Raw genomic sequence first — 16,797 nt, 5'->3', positions numbered from 1 at the left:
CATCCATCCCGTTAGTCTCCTTGTTGTCTCCCATCTCCCAGTTTCCCGTGGCGATGTAAACAGGGATATTAAATTTCAGGAGTTGGCGACCTAATTTCCGTTGTGCTGAATTAATGAAAGGATTGACGGCAGCATCGGCATCGAAAGCAAGAATGAACCCAAACCCATCACGGGCGTATTTTTCAAGAATCGGGATTAAGTAGCGCTTGCCTTGCACGTCGTGACTTTTCCCGGTCAAGCCATTTTCGACTCCAGTTAATCCGATCGTCGGTAAATCATTGCTGCAACCGGCGATCGCTTTGAAGAAGCCCTCGGTAATTATTAGGCAGGGATGTCCGTTAACCTGGTAGCAACTTTTTTCTAAATTAGCCTTATCGTAGTAATCCGGCTGGTACGGGCTGGTCGGGAGTAGACCATCGCAGCCGTGGTCGGTTAGTGGCGTCCGATATTTTGGAGCTTTCTTATCTCCCTCTTTTTTCCACGGGCGATCAGGTCGGAATTGCATCTGGGTTGTTTGCCCGGACATCAGGATGCCTCCAGATTTTGCCTCATATCCTAAATAGAAGGTTGCCTCTTCCTTTGTTACCGTCCGACAGCCCTTTCGCGCCCAATCATTCAGAAGTCCCCGCGCTTGGATATCGGATTGATGCTTGGTGCTGAGGAAAAATGTTGGTGAGTAAGTTTGAGTAAGTTTAGAGGACTCGAAAGAAGTCTGTGGAGTTTCAGAAAAGTTTTGTTCAGAAGATTCGGGTTGCGATGACGTGATGTCCATTACACGCCACCCCCGATCGCTTCAAAGGTTCCAGCAGAGAATCCCCGGTTTACTTGCGCGGATATCGTGGATTGTGGATTTATCCCTGCAAAGCTAGCTTCCAACAAACCACGGTTATGTTGCGTATTTAGAGGGGATTGTGGTAGAATTGTGTACATAGCGGGTGAGTCTCCGTAAGTTGACCCGCTACACCTATATTTAAGAGAGGCCGCAAACTGTCTGCCCGCAAGTTGTCCGCACAAGGTTGACAGGGTACGGTATATTGATATTACTAATTAAATTAATTGTTTGCTGTGCCTCTCTCAAAGGTGCAGCGATTTTTTTTGTCTTGAAACGATCGGAAATAATGCCTACCAGTAAGGTGTAAGCCCTACACGGCAATAGGTTCGGCATCTTGGAGATGCTTATCTATAGCCTTTATGTAGGTTTTGAGCGCTTGCTTTGTAAAGCTCGAATCGGAAGTTTCTAATTGCGATGCTTTACTCTTAATCAATAGATATTCTGCTTCAGTTAAGTAAACCGTTACGGAATGCTTCCATCTGCGAGCCATTTTTCCTTCCTCGTTTTAAGAGTTACTGTCAATGATACTGTATCAATCAATTTCGAGCAAATTTTACCTCCAATTTAGCCAAATTGGCTCAACTAAGCTAATTTGGCTGAAATCCATACAGCGTCGATCGGTGAGCTTTCCTAAAAAATTAGCTACCAGAGTAGATATGCTGAATACATACATCAGCCGATCGCCTATTGAATTTTTGGAGCATAGGGTGTATTTTGCGGTTTTGCAAAAAATAAATGCACAAAAGATGGTTCGGAGTTAAAGCGATAATACTCAGTCGGAGAGGGAGATTATGGTAAATACCACAATACATATAGTGTGTGTTTTGCCCCCAATAAAACCGTAAACGAACTATTAATAGGTAGCCGATCGCCCACAACTCCCCACAGTCGCCGATCGCCCGCCACAACTCCCACAACTCCCCGCACCGCCGATCGGCACAGTCGCCACAGTCCCCAAGTCGCCACGGGCGATCGCAAACTTAGATCAGTTTTTGCCCCTTCCCCCCTTTGCCTTCGCTGTTGCCTTCGCCGCTGCGGTTGGTTTGGCTGCGGGTTCCGGTTCGGGTGTTTTGTCGCGGGGTGGCAGAGAAAAACCGTACTCTTCAACATATCCCTTTACAAATTTCACTACAACCTCGCTCATATTCGCCCCTTGCCTAGCACAGACGGCTTTGAATTCATTCTTAAGGTCTTCGGGCATGAATATCCGCAGGGAAATAATCTTGTCTTCAGATTCCATATTGTCAGTAAATACATAAGTTGCATTACTGCCATCATCGCACCTTACGAAAGAGTAAGCGACTGTATAAACTAGCAATAGTTGCATACCTGCTTAGCTATGTTATACTAGCACTCATAGACGCAATAGAGCCAGTTTTGAGCGTAAAACGGTTACACGTACATCCCCGCGCGGTTGTTCTGAAACTGGCTCTAAAAGCGCCTAAAACCCATACGCCACAAGGCAAAACCGAACCATGCAAACCGAATATAGACCTACCACGTTTGGCTCTATGCAGCCACACCGCGCCACTGTGCGTCCCGTGCTGGCTGTTGACCCTGGTAACAGATTTACAAAGTGGATCGACGGGCAAAATGTGCGATCGATACCTTCTTACGTCAAACCTCTTGAGGACTGGGAGGAAGGCGGCGCCGACGGTCAAAGCTACGAAATTGCCCTCGATGGCAAGCGCTATCTTGTGGGCCGGTTGGCACAGTTGATGGGTGGCGCTCCGGCTTTCGAGTCGGGCAAAGCTGACTTGGCTCACCTGCTGATTCTCCCCGCGCTTGCCAGCGACAGTCCCCAGCGGATCGAAAAGTTGGTCATTCCTACCCCAGACAGTCGCAATCAGCAGACGATCGCCAAGTTGAAACAGTTAGAAACGACGATCGAATTTTCAGTAAACGGGCATGACTGTTTAACCACAGTTCGATCGGTGGCGGCGGTTGACGAATGCCGAGGTGCTTACGACTTGGCACTGGGTCGGCAGATGTGGCGGTATCCTAATAACCCCAACGGTGTCCTAGACATCGGCGGCGGTACAGCCATTGCCCGACTGTTTGCACCCGGTGGCGCTTTGCTCCGGGATGCCGATATCGTCTTACCGGGCACGTCGCACCTTGCCCAAAGGTTAGCAGCGGCCATCCTTCCGAAAGTTGGGAACACAGCCGACGCCGGAATGTTGATGGATGCGATCGCCTCCGGCAACCTCTGTTATGGCTCAACTGATATCGACTTCAGCCGCGAGTTCGTATCCGTTCGGGATTCTTGGGCAGCAGACATTCGATCGAAACTCAAATCAAATTGGGCAAAGTATCTGCCTGCACTCGGAGAACTGCTAATCATCGGCGGCTCTGCCAACCTGCTAGAGCCGATGTGTGCAGCTTCCAAGGGCCGCTTTAAGGTTGCCCCAAAACCTCAATTTTTCAACCTTTATGGATTAGCAAAGGAGGCTAACTAAAATGGCACAAGTCCGGGCTGTAATGCCCAGCAAATTTGTACCTCTGGCTGATGAACTGGTTGCTGCTACTGGTGTTGGGGATTATTCAACATTAATAGGCATCTTGCTTTCTCGGTATGGCAATCATCTACTCAATACCTGGCAAATCAACAATTGCCCGCAGGCCGCAACAGTACAGCAGCCGATCGCCCAACAGTCGATCGCAACACCCGAAACCTTTACCCCAATGGAGTTTTAATCATGATTACCGATGAAGATTTAGTCCCGATCGACCTTTCCGATTTCTGGGAAGAGGAAGAAGACACCGACGCCGAAACACTAGAACCCGCCGCCAGTTCTCGCGGTGTTGACCCAGATTATATCCAGCGCCATATCGATCGCATCCCGCACTACGGGGACGACTCGCGGTATCGGCTGGCCTCTCATCTGGATATGTTTGAGCACTTGAGTCCTGATGGAACCCTGACACCGGAACAGCGGCAAGCTGTAGATAACTTCGCGATCATGTATCAAGCTCTACCAGAGGAAGAATCCGAAGGATGCGAGATGGATTTTCCTGAGTGCCAGTATGTAGCGGTCGGTTTGGACTTGGGAAGTGCGATCGAGCTTGGGGATAGCTGGCGGCGTGGTGAATTCTTGCCAGATGTCGGTCATCCCGAAGCCGACAAATTAACTAACAGACTCAACCAAATGACAAACCAGCCGATCGCCCTTGACAAGTAAATCGGCTGGCCGTGTAAATCTTCCCCTGGCACGAGCTGGGGGATTTCATTCAGTACACCGTACTAGCAGGATTTTATCATGATGCAAAAATTCCGAGTAGCCGCCACAGCCGGCGCTGCTGTCGTTAAACGCGAATTTGGCTATCACTCCGGGCCCCTTACGCCGGAGATCGTACACGAGGCCGCCAGAGAAGCCAAAATCTTAGACCTTCAGAAACAGCTACGAACTGCCTACAATCGGCATGATGCCAAAATTCGCGCTAACAAAGTAGAAATCGAGCGCTTGACTCTTGAGGCGATCGAAGGCGGCCTAACTGACAAGGCAGAGATTGACAAGTACGTGGTCAAGGCGATCGTGGCGGGTGCAAAACATGATCAGCATATTGTCAATCTAGAGCAAAAATTACAACACGAATTAGGGCTTGTAAAGGTGCAAGGAGCCAGCACCCAAACCCTGCAAAATATGGATTTTCGCCAGCGGTTGCTATTAATCAAGGCGAACCATCAAGCCAAAGGGCAAATCCAGACTAACGGTTTCCAGCAATCCTTAAAAGCGATCCAAGCAAGTCCGCAACAGGCGATCGAGATGCAGGCAATGCGGGCAAATTTTAACGCCTACATAAACGCCAAGGACTTCGATCCTATACCCGCAGTGTCCGGCAGTTCTAGCGGTGGCAACAGTCCGATCGCCAGCAACAACGGCAAAGGCTTTTTAGGTGGTCTTTTCGACTTTTTCTCTGGCAAGAAATAGCACACACTAGCGGCGGGTCACACGGCCCGCCTTTTTCTTATGTACTCGCAAGAATTTGATGCTTCAGAATTCGACTATTTGACATCGACAACTCCCCAACAGTTTGACCAACAAAACCAAACTAAAGCACCCGAAGTGACTAACATTGAGCGGTTTTGGAATTTGACCGGGAACTGGGGAGAATTCGGCAGTTACTTCGGCGCGGGACTGTCTGCGTCCCTTATCGTTCGGGCGGTTCCGGTTCTCATCCCGGCTGCTGTGATTCTGATTCCGGCTGCTGGTTTAGGCTTGTTAGTCCACACATTGACCGCCGATGGTTCTGCTAAACTGCGAAGCCAATTAATATTAATCGCCGTCGCGACTGCCTTGATTGCGGGAAACTGGGACGCATGGCAAGCGTGGATAATTGCCAATAGTCAGTTGTTAATTTTTGGTTTTGTCGTAACAGTCGTTACCCTCGGTTTTGTCGGTACACAAATATGGAGCAAGTTAAATGTTAGCAAATAAGAATCAGCCGATTGTTGCAGGGCTTTTAAGCCTCAGTGTCGCTGGCATTGTCGGTGCTACAGCGTTACCATTCAATGACCGAATCGAGTACAGAATCGGCAACAGGATTGAATCTCAGCCAGCTTGGTTAGTGCCTGCTAAAGCTGAATTTAGAAGCATCGAGCGCGGGTACGGTGGCATCAAGATTCTCCTTTCTCTACTGGCTACTGGTGGCATGGTGACAGTGATGCTGATTGCTCGGAAGGAAGGCGAACTAGAGCCAGCTCGACAACGAATTAAGAAGTATCAGCAGAAAGCTTATGAATTCGGTTTCGCTGCTGAATCTGCCTATCAAATGTCTACTTTGGCTAATCGGTATAAGAAGCTTGCGGACGCGGACGAGGTAGCCTTTGAGGGTGAGATTGAAGCTGCTTATATGGAATCTTTGGGGATTGACCCGAACAGCCAGCAAGCCCTACTCACTGGAACAGCGACGCTTGAATCAATCAGCAACCCAGGCGACAAAGTTGAATCAGCAAACTCGCCGGCCATTAAAGCTGATCAGAGTGTTGGGCCCGACAACCTTGTCATCGCCCGCCAAACAGCCAGCAAAATTCTAAACTCGCTCGCAGGCATAAACACGTCAATCTTTCTCGCAGCACCTACCCGCTGCGGCAAAACACACACTCTGCATAAGTGGCTAGGCGACCTGACAACACGATTTCCGCAGGCTGATATTTACGTCATTGGGCAAAAGTATGAAGATTTCCCCGGTGTTGCTAACAATCGTTTAACAGTGTTTGACCCCCTCCAGATTGAACAATCAATGCAGTTTCTTGATGAAGTTTACGAGAAGCTACAACAGAGGAAATCTAAACCAGCGACAGAGGAAACTTACCGCAACCGACCTATCAAACTAATACTTGAGGATTGGTTCGCGACGCATCAGTGCCTATCTCAGAAAAGGAATTCTGCTATCTGGGAAACCATCGCGACAAAGCTAGGAACAATTGCCACTGTTGGGGGGCAATACAACGTCGGGTATTTCATTTGTACTCAATCTTTTAACATCGCGTCTAGTGGGGTTGCAGACTCAAATATCCGGCTTAACCTAGCTTTATTAGCTCAAGGTTTGGTGAGAACTACAAGCAATGATGAAGAGCAAGGTTCCTATGGCGTAATCGAGCAAATGCTGAACAATTCAAACGTGATTGCTAGCAAGGCTCACAGAGATTTATTGTCGGCAGATTTGAGCTTGCTAATCCCTGATTCAATGAATGAGCAAACACCAATCATTCTATCTACCATCGGCAATCCTGTACTGGGGTTAATGCCCAAAATTGACGTGCATAAGTCCGCAGTTGCCGACGTTTCCGACGCTCAAATTGACACTCCTGACAACCCATCCCGGACGGATGACACCCTGCCAGAGCAAGCCAGCGGAAACCTCCCAAACGCCTACGGGAAGGGAGCGGAAGGCGTGGAAGGCGTGGAAGGGCTGGACACTTCGGAAACCCTAAACCAGAGCTTAAATGGCTTTTTAGCTGAGGTGCTGAACGAAAGCCTTCCGCCCATATTTGCTGATGATTTCCCACTGAAAAAACACGAACGGCGGGTGCAATTAGCTAAGCTGGTAATTGCGAAAAACTTGGGCAAACAGAAAACAATCTGGCTACTCTGGGGTGTGAGGGATGGAGGCAGAAATAATCAGCGATATGTAGATGCTAGAGCCATGCTTGAGAAGCTAATGGGAGGTGATAACAATGCCAACAACTAGCTCACAAATCCAAGCATTACTGCCTGAAGGATTCTCACCAGAGGCACAGGAAACAATCATAGCAATGGTACTCGAAAGCTACACAGAAAGCAGTGATTTAAAGAAGCAAGTAGAGGATGCCATTGAGCTATTTGAGGCTGAATATCCGGCGCTTGCTGTATGCCCTAAGTGCGAAGGATGCGGATGCAATTACTGTGATTTTGATGGGGTATACAACCCAGACGACAAAGAACCGGACGGTACAAATTAATGCCCAACACATATCTAATCTCAGTACACCCCCGCTGGGCCTCTACCTTCTTCCTCAGCCAGAATCCCAAGTCGATCGAACTGCGAAAAGGCAGCTTTGGAGCATCCCTAAAACCGGGTGATAATATTGCAATTTACGCCACGCTACCGACTGCTGAAGTATTGGGAGTTGTCCGGGTCTTGAGGCGTGAAATACTGCCTATCGATCGACTATGGCAGGCATCGGAGCAAGGCAAACTGGCACGGGTATCAGAGGCACAATTCAAGGCTTATTATGCCCAACAGGAAACAGGAATTGGCGTTTGGATACAATCAGCCGAACTGCTACCTAAGCCGATCGCCCTTCCCAAACTTCGACAGAACTGGGGCCCTCGCTGGCAACCGCCCCAACAATTGCAGCAATTAACCGACGATCGGATGGCAGCACTGAACATCGCACACTGAACATCACCAACAAAACCGAGCGCTACGGTGTTAGAGGCAATTTAACAACGTAGCGCCAGCCAATTAATCACCCCAGGAAAACACAATGCTGCAAAATTCTCAACTCCGCAAAGATATCGCCGCTCTTTATGAGATGAAGAAAAGATTAACCAAAACAGCCGAGCCAGACGGCGACACTGCTACCGAATTCGAGCTAGAAGCGCTGAAGGCCGAGGCCGCAATTGACAAGGCTATTAAAGCTTTGGAGGCCTTGGATGATCTGATTTACGATCCCGCGCGGTAAACCCGATCGCCTGCAAACCTAGAAGCCGCTATACTGCAATCATTGGGGCAAAAGATTAAAGCCAATTGCCAATTACCAATTACGAATTACCCATCGTGTAAAAAAGCTCCCCTGACATTTTCGGTCGGGGAGCTTTTTTGTTTGGGTGCGATCGCCCGCTGCTAATCTTCCTTAGATTCCAGAAATTCCCTCAGCTTGGGCATTATCCGCTTGGGCCACTTGGTGTCTAGGGGTAGCTCTTGCTTGAGAAAATTTATGATCTGCGGTATTTGCTCGGATAGGTCGATCGGTGGCTGTTCCGTCGCGGGCGGGGCTTTCTCTCGCAGTTCTGCCAGCTCTGCCAGCGCTCGATCGAGTTCGGCTTGGAGTTGCTGGCGATCGGCTTCTGATGCCGCCTTCAATTCCGCTTTCCATTCAGAATGCAAGCCTATTAGCGCCGCACGATTTGCCTCCTCAATTTCGAGCAATCCCTGAGCTTCATTCCTTTGCCGGAGAGCCTCGGCCAGTAGCCTATTGGATTCCTCTAATTGATATTTCTTCAATTCCAATTCCTGCCTGAGCGATTCGTCATCAGTGCGATCGGCGCTCAGGCACTCAATTTTCCCAGCCGTTCCTCCATTGCCGCCACTTGCTCAGCCAATTGTTGCACGAGCGCGAGCGTGTTGTCTGGTATGTCACTGGGTATGGTGCTAACTGTGTTACCCGGTGTGGTGCTAGGTGTGCTGCTTTCTACCCCGAAAAACTGTGCCAGCGCCTTGTTTACCGCCGCCGAATACATCAGTCCCTTCTTAGATTCCAGCCCGTTCGCGGTGCAAAACTCTACCAGAGCATCCTCTACAGATTTATCGAGATATACGGCGATGTGCTTTTTATCGGTTGCCATGCGTGCTACTCCCTCAGTCGGTACAATATCACAATAACATACCTAGCACCCTGGTAACACACTATAAGTTTTAATGTGTTTCCTGGTAACACACCATAAGTTTTTTGTATGTTACTGGTATTGTATTTAGTACAATACCTTGCTATAGTGGTAACATACCAAGCGAAGGGCAACCGACACAGCCCGCGCTACACACCACACCGAACCTAAAAAAATGAATATAGAACACAGCCTCATCTCTACCGCGCTGCTAGCTCTACAACAGCAAGGCGAACTCAAGTACACCGGGAAGCTCGGCGACATTATCCCCCACAGCGGCTTCTATAAATCGGTGCTTTACATCGACAGCGACCGCCTCGGAAAATTCAACATCTTAATCTACATGACATCGAAATCGCCTACCGGGTTTGGCGTCCGCGTCACTGCCATTGCCGAAGTCCCCGAATTGTTGTTAGCCGATCGCCATTTGGAATCTTTCGAGGACTTTGAGGAAGAAATTGATCGGGATTACTCGATCGCAGCAACCAAAGCCAGCCGCCGACGCCAACTAGGCAAATAACCAACCGGGAGGGGTAACACCCTCCACCCCCCGCTTCACCTATTCACTCACTACACACCACAGGAAAAATCACCATGCAATTACTTTCCGCCAAATTCAACCAAATCGCTTCAGCCATTGACGCCACTAATGCCCAAATCGCAGCCCTACAAGCCAAACTCAGCGAACTGCAAGAACACCAGCAACAACTACTTTCAGTCGAGCAAGCTTGCCAAAGTGCACTTGCCCAAGTTGGCACAGCACTCTCAATGCTCAACCACGTTGACCCTGCCGAAATCCCTACATTCAAGGCAGCGGTCGAGGCGCAATTTGGAACCGACGCGATCGCATTCTTGGAACCCGCCACACCTGAGCCAGCGGAACCGATCGAGCCTGAACCGACAGCGCCAACAGCACCGGAACCCACCACAATGACCGACACCGATCCAGTGATTGACGTTGACGCCACGACGGAACCCGCGCCAGAGCCAGACATTGAGCAAGCGTTGGCTAATATGCCCCTGCCTACTCTGCGGTCGCTGGCCAAGATGAAGAAGGTTGACGCTCGCGGGACAGCAGCCAACATTACCCGGAGACTCAAGGCGATCGTTACACCGGCTGACCTGCGGGCGATCGGCTAAGTGTTTGAGAGGGCCGTCCCTCTCTAGCTTCAAATCCGAGGTAACACACTACCAGTACCATACTATAAGCAGTATCTCATACCTAGTAACACACCATAAGTTATCTGTATGTTACTGGTATTGTATATGGTATTGTATTTAGCTATGATGGTAACATACCAAAGCAAAACCACCGCCCCTAAGTTTACGAGGCCTAGAGCGGTGGAATTAGCCCCAAACAGGACTCCCATGATTTTACTCGAAACTGCTACAGCCACGACGATCGACACTGCCGCACCCGCATCCTTCACTTGTGCCGAGTGCCCTTTTGCCCGACACATCGACGGGAACCGCTACTGCTGCCAGGTCAGCCAGACTGCCAGCGACGTAAAGCGTGGCCACTGGGAAGCTACTATCTCCTGCTTTGAGGCACTGGCTAAAGCAGAAGCCGAAAAAGTCGCCGAAGTGGAAGAAGCGCCGATCGCCAAAACACCAGCACCCGCAACACCCAAAACCGCAAAACCTTCAACACCGGCACCCGCAACACTTTCAGCCAAGAAATCTACACCAACACCAACCGCGCCCGCAGCCGTCGAGACTGATAATCAGCCACCGGGCCGTGGCGATGGGGGACGGGGACGGCTTGGGCCAGCCAAGAAATTGATGCCGTCGATCGTACCGGTTGCGCGTATCACCTCTGATATCCCCGCAACCAATTTCGATCAGTTCGAGCTCGAAATTGCTGGGGAGTTGAGTTTGGCGATCGGCGGCTTCATCATTCCCCCGGTGCTGGTGCGAGATTCTAGCGGGTACAAGGTTGTCTCCGGTCACTTGCAGTATCACGCCGCAGTTCTGGCACGGCAGTTGAATCCACGGGCGGGCGAGACAATTCCGGCGATCGTACTTGAGGAAGAAAACCAGGCAGCGGCCCTGAACCAACTTAAGCGGCTGAAGTTTGCCGCCTAGCACCCCGCACCCTTGCCCCAGTCAAAAATGGCTGGGGCTTCTTAAAATCCTCCAATCTTAAATAACGGTTCTAATTTCACATTCGGATTCACTATGAAACTCGCCCCCATCCCCCAACTTAATCTCCAAATTGTCGCCAGCAACAGCACCACCGAACAGCTCGTCAACTTATGGGTACACGGCAAAAGTAAAAATACTCAGAAGCTTTACCGCCGGGTGTCGGGGCTGTTGTTGGGGATGATCGGCAAAGCTGCAAACTATCTCACGCTGGCAGACTTGCAAAACTTCGCTGATACACTGGAACTGCGGGGCCTCTCCACCTCATCCCGTCGCACCTACATCGCCGTGGTTAAATCGCTTCTAACGTTTGGGCACAAAACTGGACTGATTCAAGTTAACGCCGGGGCCGCACTGAATACCCCCAAGCCCAAAGATACCCTCAGCCAAAAAATCCTAACTGAAGCTGAAGTGAAGATGCTGATTGCGTCCGAACCGTGCGATCGCAACCGATTGATTTTTAAGGTTTTTTATTATGCAGGTTTGCGCGTCTCGGAACTCTGCGGACTGAACTGGGAAGACCTGACGAGCAATGGTGAAAGCGGGCAATTATTGATCTACGGCAAAGGCGACAAAACCCGCGTCGTGTTGTTGCCTTTGCCGCTGTACCGCGAACTACTGAACAGTCGATCGGACGCTGGCAACCTTGAGCCAATTTTTAAAAGCCGCAAGAAGTCCGACGGCGGCAGGCTAAACCCGATTTCTGTGACGCAGATGGTTAAAGTTGCGGCCGTTCGTGTTGGTTTGTCTGATAAGGCAAGCGCCCACTGGCTGCGGCATTGCCACGCATCCCACGCGCTAAATCGTGGGGCCCCGATTCACCTACTATCCCAAACCCTTGGCCACGCCAGCGTCGCGACAACTAGCAAATACCTCCACGCGAAACCTAACGACAGCAGCGGACTATATCTGATGTAGGGGCAAGCTACCGCCCCGGTTTACCTTGGGGCTTTCTCACAAAACTTTCCAGCCATCTCTTGACAAGGTGGCTGGAAAAGAGCGATCGTAAGTATCAAGGAAGATTTGATATGCGCGGCCAGCGCGGTGCGTCAACACCGAGCTGGCTACGAACTTCCCCAAACCGTTTACACACAACGTTTGGAGCTTAAACATTATGACAATTTCAGGTGATTTCCCACAGGGGCGATCGAAAGAGTTTATATTTTCTCGGCGCGGGGTCTTACAGGGTTTAGCATCGGTCGGTTTGCCGTTTCTTGCTCCGCGGACTCAGCCTCGCTCTCAGACTCGCTCTCTCTATCCCCCCCCAGAATTCAAGATGGGTGACTTGGTAGCGTATGATTGGGAGCCAGACGATGATGATGCTCCAGAGGTTGCCACTGATTTTGGTGAGATTTTGGGAATGCGCTGGGTTCCCGAACCCGATGGACATTGTTTAGCCGCCAACACTTGGGTTTATTTCGTTAAATGGACTCACAGCACTTGCCCCGATATTCTTTCCGAGCCGCTTTATGGTGGCGAGCCGACTTTGGCTTCTGACTTGAGGCTTGTCAATATGGCTGAGCCAGTGCGGTCGCGCCGCCAATAAATGCAATAAATACAGTTAATACAGTTGATACAGTGTTGCGCCGACTGTATTAACTGTATTAACTGTCGATCGGCCTGCCGGACATCCCCGCACGGTCTCAGCCCACGAATCGGTAATTCTGGCGTAGCTCTTGCTCTGTAATCGGCTCTGGCATTATGTTTCGGCGGGTTTCTTTAAGCTGGATATGCCGCATAAATCCGCTGGGTTTTGATAAAATTTCAAATTCTTTGCCCGATTTTTTATTCTGAATTTTCAGGCCCGGTACAATCTCGATATTTTGCTGGGAGTAGATGTCGGCGATCGCGCTATCATACCGATCGCCCACAGCCGCGATGATAAATTCCTGGCCAGCTACGGTGATGAGGTTGGCTTGTAAGTTTTTACCCCGAAAATTTACAAATTCCATATTTTTAGTGCGGATTTTACTTTGATTATACCACAAAAAACGCTAAAAACCATACGCTGTAAAGGTTCCCGCTGTTTCGCTGGGTATTAAAAAATATTAGAAAATATTATTAAATATCATTAATTATCGGATGGCGGTACGGCGGGCGATCGGGGGCAACGAGTAAAGCAAAATCAAGCCCAGTAAAGTTTACTTAAGTAAAAAGCAAATAAAGTTAAATAAAGTTAAATAAAGTCAAGCAGTTGTATACATACTCTACATCGGCAGTATGTATCAGATATGTATCAAATATGTTGTGGGCGATCGAACTCGCCGATCGCCTAAAAGCCACAGTCAAGGGAATCTATCAAGCCTTCGCCGTGTTTTAGTTGCCACAATTCGCCTATCCGATCGCGCACCAGTTCATTCTCCCCAGCAAGCCAAGCCGTGACGGTAGCAGCATCGTATTTAGTCCCCGGCGCTTGCCAGCCAAACATCTGAGCGACCAAACTTTGCAAGGTTTCTGGGTGATACAATTCGGCCCACCACACCAGGGCGATATCTCGCATCTTGGCGGCGTCGGCTGGGGTGATGGTTTCGGCGTCGGTTTCTGCGGGTTCCGGCTGTGCCTCTGAGATGGTATCAGTTGGCTTTACTGGTGTGACGGGAAGCGCGATCGTTTCAGGCTCTGGTTCTGGTGCCTGCGCGGGTGTTGTTTCCGGTGTTGGTGCTGTCTCCGGCGCGGGTTCTGGTGTCGGTTCCGGTGCTGGCGCTGTCAGTTCCGGTTCTGGTGTTGGTTCTGGTGTTGGTGCTGTCTCTGGCGCGGGAAGTGAGATCGGCTCGGTCGGTGCTGTACTAGGTAGGTTCAAAGTGAACTTAGCCTGTGTTGTCGCCGGAAGTACGATCGGCTCAGTTGGTGCGAATCTTTCAGGAAATACCAGCATCTCGCCCATGTCACCGCTGGCCCTCAAATATTCCACTACTAACTGCGTACCCTCGTCATTCCAGCCAATTGCGCGCGCCTCAACCCATTGCCCCCTGCGAATTGCTTGGCCGTCGATCGGGAATGGTGCGGTTTGCGGTTCCGGCTGTGCTGTTGGCGGCAGTGCTAGCAATTCTTTAAAATTCTGCTGCTCGGTTCGGGTGAGGTCATCCCAGATGGCGACGCGATCGACATAGCCACGCTGGTAGCAATCTTTGAGGATGGCGGCTACGTGTTGAGCAACTTCGCGATCATTGCTGGCAAGCGCGACGCGGATAAATTGCAGGCAGTCGGCGTGGGTGGCGGGATCTTGCTGTGCGGGTGATCGAACGGCGATAGCATTATTCATCTTCAACCCCCTCCCCTACTAATTCAATCTGAGAGGCAGAGAGAGAAAGTCGATCGCCACTATAAAGTCGCACCCCATACTTCCCGATATTTCTCTTAGGCTCGATCGACGTGATTTCCCCCAGATGGCCCTGGTATTGGCCGCGCCGCATACTTACCCGCACCCGATCGCCAATCTTGAATTCTGCCGCTGGTGTTGCCTGTGGTGCGGGTTCTGCTGTGGTTTCTGGTGTCGGTGCGGGTTCTGGTGTTGTCTCCGGCGCGGGTTCTGGTGTTGGTGTTGGCTCTGGCGCAGAAATCGCGGGTGTTGTTTCCGGCGCGGGTTCTGCGGGTTCTGGGGTTGGTGCAGGAAGTGTGATCGGCTCCGACTGTTTCCGGCTGGCGTTAGCCAAAATTCTGCAAGCTTCGTTCTCTTCAGGAGTCAGAAGCTCTTTGATTGCTGCTTTTAGCCGCCCTGTACCGTCTAATTTGATTGATTTTTTGGCAACCTCTCTGACGGCTACCGCATCATTTTCTGCGATAGCTTTCCGCATCTCATCAGCTAATCCGCTGGCAAGTTCTGTGGGAGTGACTTGATCACCTGTGTTACACCCGTTACTAACGTTACATCCATCATTGGTAGGCTCAGAAGTGGGTGTAACCCTTTCGTTACAGACGTTACTCCCGCCATCATCAAAAACTAAAATTTCTTCTATAACATCTCCCGACATCTCATCACAAATTTTTGCATTGCGTAGACTTTGGGTATGTAACGGTGTAACGTCTGTAACATAAGGGGTTTCGGCGTTTTCCAGGGGTGTAACAGAGGGTGTAACGGGTGTAACGGGTGTAACGGGTGTAACAGCAAGGTTTTCGGTCAATTCTTGCAACCCACCGTCCTGACACTCTTCTTTTACACAAATCCAGTTTGGATTGTGTGGGCGGTTGATTGGTTTCTGGTCGTTATCGTCATCGCTTAGCGCTAAATCCACGAAACACGGTAGAACTCGTAAACCTTCCCAACAAGCCGGATGATGTGTAGGTTTGCCGTTTACCCTGCTAACCCTACGTGGTTGCCATTGTTTCGGCAAAACTCGCTGCAACCTTTGGACAAACTTTTGATATGCCATCGGGCTGAGTGAATGAGCCTTGCAGTATGCCTGATACCAGCTATGTAATTCACCGCCGTAGTGAGTCTCAGTACCCGGTACAAAGCAGCGATCGACAAAAGACTTAATGCCATCACCAATAATTGCTCCTTCTTGCTTGAGTGCCAACAACTCAGGATTAGAGATGGGTTCGGTAAGAATTTTGTCGCGTTCTACTTTGTCCATACTCAATGCCCATCCGGCAATCTCCCCCAATTCCTCAGAGAGTTTTTGCCCCAAGTTCGCGTCCACTTCGGTTGTGGATTTTTTTGTAGGAATTGGGATGCACCGTCTATCCCATCCATCCCCCGCGTGCTCGATCGGCAGATGTTCCACCGATGCGACTGCGAACCGAATATTCCACTTTTTCTGGATAGCTTTTGGCATATACAGAGCGCGGCCGGACATCGGGCCGTTGTCCACTAATTCGTAAAAAGCCTTGAGGCCCGACTGAAAACCTCCAGTGTCAGGGATGTAGAAAAAACTTTTGCCCAATAGCAACTGGTAGCGGCCTTCGGGTTTTCTAAGCTCTGCAAAATCTTGAGAGGATGAAGAGGACTCATTGCCCACTAATTGTTCGCCCACCCGCAGCGCCGTACCCTTGCCGTCGCCACTGTCTCCAATAAAGTGGAAGAACCGACCGAAAGGGGCCGTCGGGTCTAGGAGCATAGAAAAGAAAGCTCGGATAGTTTGAATTTGGGCTTCCCCAAAAGATGAAAGTAGAAATTTCTTGAGATTTTCGGGTAAGGGAGCGTTTTCTACATAGTTGTAGGGCGAACACTCCAGTAAATAATCCTCTTTGCTGTGGGGTTGGAGTTTACCAGTCCTAGTGTCAACTGTCCCGTTCAAGAAAGCTTTGAGGTGGCGGTTAGCGGTTTTGTCTTTCCTGTGTAGAGTCCGCCGACAATATTTGAGAGTAGCTTCTAGATTTTTGCTAGTCCCGAACTTAAAATTCCTGCCAACCTCTTCCAATTCGTAACATTCCTCTGCAAAATCTCCGATCGCTTTCGCAACATCAGCATCTTCCCTGAGTTGCCAGTGAGTGCCGCAGTCTTGGAAGAAAGCGCCGCCATCTGACACAAACCAGTCTGAGCCGAATAAAGTTTTTCGGCAGTGTACCTCAAAAGTTGTATTTTTGCGGACAAGAAATTTACCGGGCCCGTCGCCGTCGCCATTATCAAAAGTTTTCGATTCCCAAGTTTTAAAGTCTGTCGCGGCCGAGAGCGCTTTTCTGAAAGCTTCTATCCCTTTTTTCTGGATCAGGTCATCCATCCCGTTAGTCTCCTTGTTGTCTCCCATCTCCCAGTTTCCCGTGGCGATGTAAACAGGGATATTAAATTTC

The 16,797-nt window shown here is 50.0% G+C and carries 25 protein-coding genes; 15 read left to right on the top strand and 10 right to left on the bottom strand.

The window, feature by feature from the left end:
• Together QT992_RS30935 and QT992_RS30930 are read right to left on the bottom strand one after the other, a co-directional pair.
• Positions 1–772: DUF3854 domain-containing protein (locus QT992_RS30935; RefSeq protein ID WP_333378504.1), on the bottom strand; the 772-nt coding region annotated here is incomplete at its 3' end.
• 370 nt (positions 773–1,142) lie between these two features.
• Complete coding sequence (locus QT992_RS30930) at positions 1,143–1,322, bottom strand: hypothetical protein (protein ID WP_333378502.1); 180 nt, start codon at positions 1,320–1,322, stop codon at positions 1,143–1,145.
• Between the two features lie 31 nt (positions 1,323–1,353).
• Between QT992_RS30930 and QT992_RS30925 the strand changes: the two genes are divergently transcribed.
• Positions 1,354–1,593 carry a hypothetical protein gene (locus QT992_RS30925; protein ID WP_333378499.1) on the top strand — a complete coding sequence of 80 codons (240 nt, stop codon included), beginning with the start codon at positions 1,354–1,356 and terminating at the stop codon, positions 1,591–1,593.
• 28 nt (positions 1,594–1,621) lie between these two features.
• On the opposite strand, the gene QT992_RS30920 is transcribed toward QT992_RS30925, so the two are convergent.
• Entirely contained in the window at positions 1,622–1,798 is a 177-nt protein-coding gene (locus tag QT992_RS30920; RefSeq protein WP_333378496.1) for a hypothetical protein, read from the bottom strand.
• Between the two features lie 19 nt (positions 1,799–1,817).
• On the bottom strand, positions 1,818–2,159 hold the full coding sequence (locus QT992_RS30915; RefSeq protein ID WP_333378492.1) for a hypothetical protein: 342 nt from the start codon (positions 2,157–2,159) through the stop codon (positions 1,818–1,820).
• Between the two features lie 148 nt (positions 2,160–2,307).
• Here QT992_RS30915 and QT992_RS30910 point away from each other — a divergent pair, with 148 nt between their 5' ends.
• The 9 genes from QT992_RS30910 to QT992_RS30870 all read left to right on the top strand — a co-directional run bounded on the left by QT992_RS30910 (position 2,308) and on the right by QT992_RS30870 (position 8,003).
• Positions 2,308–3,291: a ParM/StbA family protein gene (locus tag QT992_RS30910; protein WP_333378489.1), complete on the top strand. Its 984-nt coding sequence runs from the start codon at positions 2,308–2,310 to the stop codon at positions 3,289–3,291.
• Between the two features lies 1 nt (position 3,292).
• Positions 3,293–3,529, top strand: coding sequence for a hypothetical protein (locus QT992_RS30905; protein ID WP_333378487.1), 237 nt, complete (start codon positions 3,293–3,295; stop codon positions 3,527–3,529).
• A gap of 2 nt (positions 3,530–3,531) precedes the next feature.
• A complete protein-coding gene (locus QT992_RS30900; protein WP_333378484.1) occupies positions 3,532–4,014 on the top strand; it encodes a hypothetical protein in 483 nt (160 codons plus the stop codon).
• Positions 4,015–4,092: 78 nt separating this feature from the next.
• The gene (locus tag QT992_RS30895) at positions 4,093–4,764 is read left to right on the top strand and encodes a hypothetical protein (RefSeq protein ID WP_333378481.1); all 672 of its coding nucleotides are present in this window, start codon (positions 4,093–4,095) and stop codon (positions 4,762–4,764) included.
• Between the two features lie 39 nt (positions 4,765–4,803).
• Positions 4,804–5,271: a hypothetical protein gene (locus tag QT992_RS30890; RefSeq protein WP_333378479.1), complete on the top strand. Its 468-nt coding sequence runs from the start codon at positions 4,804–4,806 to the stop codon at positions 5,269–5,271.
• Positions 5,258–7,027 carry a hypothetical protein gene (locus QT992_RS30885; RefSeq protein ID WP_333378476.1) on the top strand — a complete coding sequence of 590 codons (1,770 nt, stop codon included), beginning with the start codon at positions 5,258–5,260 and terminating at the stop codon, positions 7,025–7,027. The genes QT992_RS30890 and QT992_RS30885 overlap by 14 nt, the downstream gene beginning before the upstream one ends.
• A complete protein-coding gene (locus QT992_RS30880; protein WP_333378473.1) occupies positions 7,014–7,277 on the top strand; it encodes a hypothetical protein in 264 nt (87 codons plus the stop codon). Before QT992_RS30885 ends, QT992_RS30880 begins: the two co-directional genes overlap by 14 nt.
• Positions 7,277–7,720, top strand: coding sequence for a hypothetical protein (locus QT992_RS30875; protein ID WP_333378469.1), 444 nt, complete (start codon positions 7,277–7,279; stop codon positions 7,718–7,720). The genes QT992_RS30880 and QT992_RS30875 overlap by 1 nt, the downstream gene beginning before the upstream one ends.
• Positions 7,721–7,805: 85 nt before the next feature.
• On the top strand, positions 7,806–8,003 hold the full coding sequence (locus QT992_RS30870; protein WP_333378466.1) for a hypothetical protein: 198 nt from the start codon (positions 7,806–7,808) through the stop codon (positions 8,001–8,003).
• Between the two features lie 161 nt (positions 8,004–8,164).
• Here QT992_RS30870 and QT992_RS30865 read toward each other — a convergent pair whose 3' ends face one another.
• Together QT992_RS30865 and QT992_RS30860 are read right to left on the bottom strand one after the other, a co-directional pair.
• Positions 8,165–8,545 carry a hypothetical protein gene (locus QT992_RS30865; RefSeq protein WP_333378464.1) on the bottom strand — a complete coding sequence of 127 codons (381 nt, stop codon included), beginning with the start codon at positions 8,543–8,545 and terminating at the stop codon, positions 8,165–8,167.
• A gap of 44 nt (positions 8,546–8,589) precedes the next feature.
• Complete coding sequence (locus QT992_RS30860) at positions 8,590–8,886, bottom strand: hypothetical protein (protein WP_333378461.1); 297 nt, start codon at positions 8,884–8,886, stop codon at positions 8,590–8,592.
• Between the two features lie 214 nt (positions 8,887–9,100).
• Between QT992_RS30860 and QT992_RS30855 the strand changes: the two genes are divergently transcribed.
• The 4 genes from QT992_RS30855 (at position 9,101) to QT992_RS30840 (ending at position 11,985) form a co-directional block, all read left to right on the top strand.
• Positions 9,101–9,445 carry a hypothetical protein gene (locus tag QT992_RS30855; RefSeq protein ID WP_333378458.1) on the top strand — a complete coding sequence of 115 codons (345 nt, stop codon included), beginning with the start codon at positions 9,101–9,103 and terminating at the stop codon, positions 9,443–9,445.
• A gap of 74 nt (positions 9,446–9,519) precedes the next feature.
• The gene (locus tag QT992_RS30850; RefSeq protein WP_333378456.1) at positions 9,520–10,065 is read left to right on the top strand and encodes a hypothetical protein; all 546 of its coding nucleotides are present in this window, start codon (positions 9,520–9,522) and stop codon (positions 10,063–10,065) included.
• 228 nt (positions 10,066–10,293) lie between these two features.
• Positions 10,294–11,010, top strand: coding sequence for a hypothetical protein (locus tag QT992_RS30845; RefSeq protein WP_333378453.1), 717 nt, complete (start codon positions 10,294–10,296; stop codon positions 11,008–11,010).
• Positions 11,011–11,103: 93 nt separating this feature from the next.
• Positions 11,104–11,985 (top strand): tyrosine-type recombinase/integrase, encoded by an 882-nt coding sequence (locus QT992_RS30840; RefSeq protein ID WP_333378450.1) that lies wholly within the window; start codon positions 11,104–11,106, stop codon positions 11,983–11,985.
• A gap of 36 nt (positions 11,986–12,021) precedes the next feature.
• On the opposite strand, the gene QT992_RS30835 is transcribed toward QT992_RS30840, so the two are convergent.
• A complete protein-coding gene (locus tag QT992_RS30835; protein ID WP_333378447.1) occupies positions 12,022–12,180 on the bottom strand; it encodes a hypothetical protein in 159 nt (52 codons plus the stop codon).
• Between the two features lies 1 nt (position 12,181).
• On the opposite strand from QT992_RS30835, the gene QT992_RS30830 reads away from it, so the two are divergent.
• Positions 12,182–12,613 carry a hypothetical protein gene (locus QT992_RS30830; protein WP_333378444.1) on the top strand — a complete coding sequence of 144 codons (432 nt, stop codon included), beginning with the start codon at positions 12,182–12,184 and terminating at the stop codon, positions 12,611–12,613.
• Between the two features lie 97 nt (positions 12,614–12,710).
• Here QT992_RS30830 and QT992_RS30825 read toward each other — a convergent pair whose 3' ends face one another.
• The 3 genes from QT992_RS30825 to QT992_RS30815 all read right to left on the bottom strand — a co-directional run.
• Positions 12,711–13,019, bottom strand: a complete 309-nt coding sequence (locus QT992_RS30825) for a hypothetical protein (protein WP_333378442.1) — start codon at positions 13,017–13,019, stop codon at positions 12,711–12,713.
• 320 nt (positions 13,020–13,339) lie between these two features.
• Positions 13,340–14,329: a hypothetical protein gene (locus QT992_RS30820; RefSeq protein WP_333378439.1), complete on the bottom strand. Its 990-nt coding sequence runs from the start codon at positions 14,327–14,329 to the stop codon at positions 13,340–13,342.
• On the bottom strand, positions 14,322–16,797 hold a 2,476-nt coding region (locus QT992_RS30815), incomplete at its 5' end, for a primase-like DNA-binding domain-containing protein (RefSeq protein WP_333378436.1). The genes QT992_RS30815 and QT992_RS30820, both read right to left, overlap by 8 nt.

The organism is Microcoleus sp. T3_D1 (genome assembly GCF_036700405.1).
Classification (GTDB): domain Bacteria; phylum Cyanobacteriota; class Cyanobacteriia; order Cyanobacteriales; family Microcoleaceae; genus Microcoleus.
The sequence above is the reverse complement of the archived record's forward strand: the minus strand, read 5'-3'. Positions and strand labels throughout refer to the sequence as shown.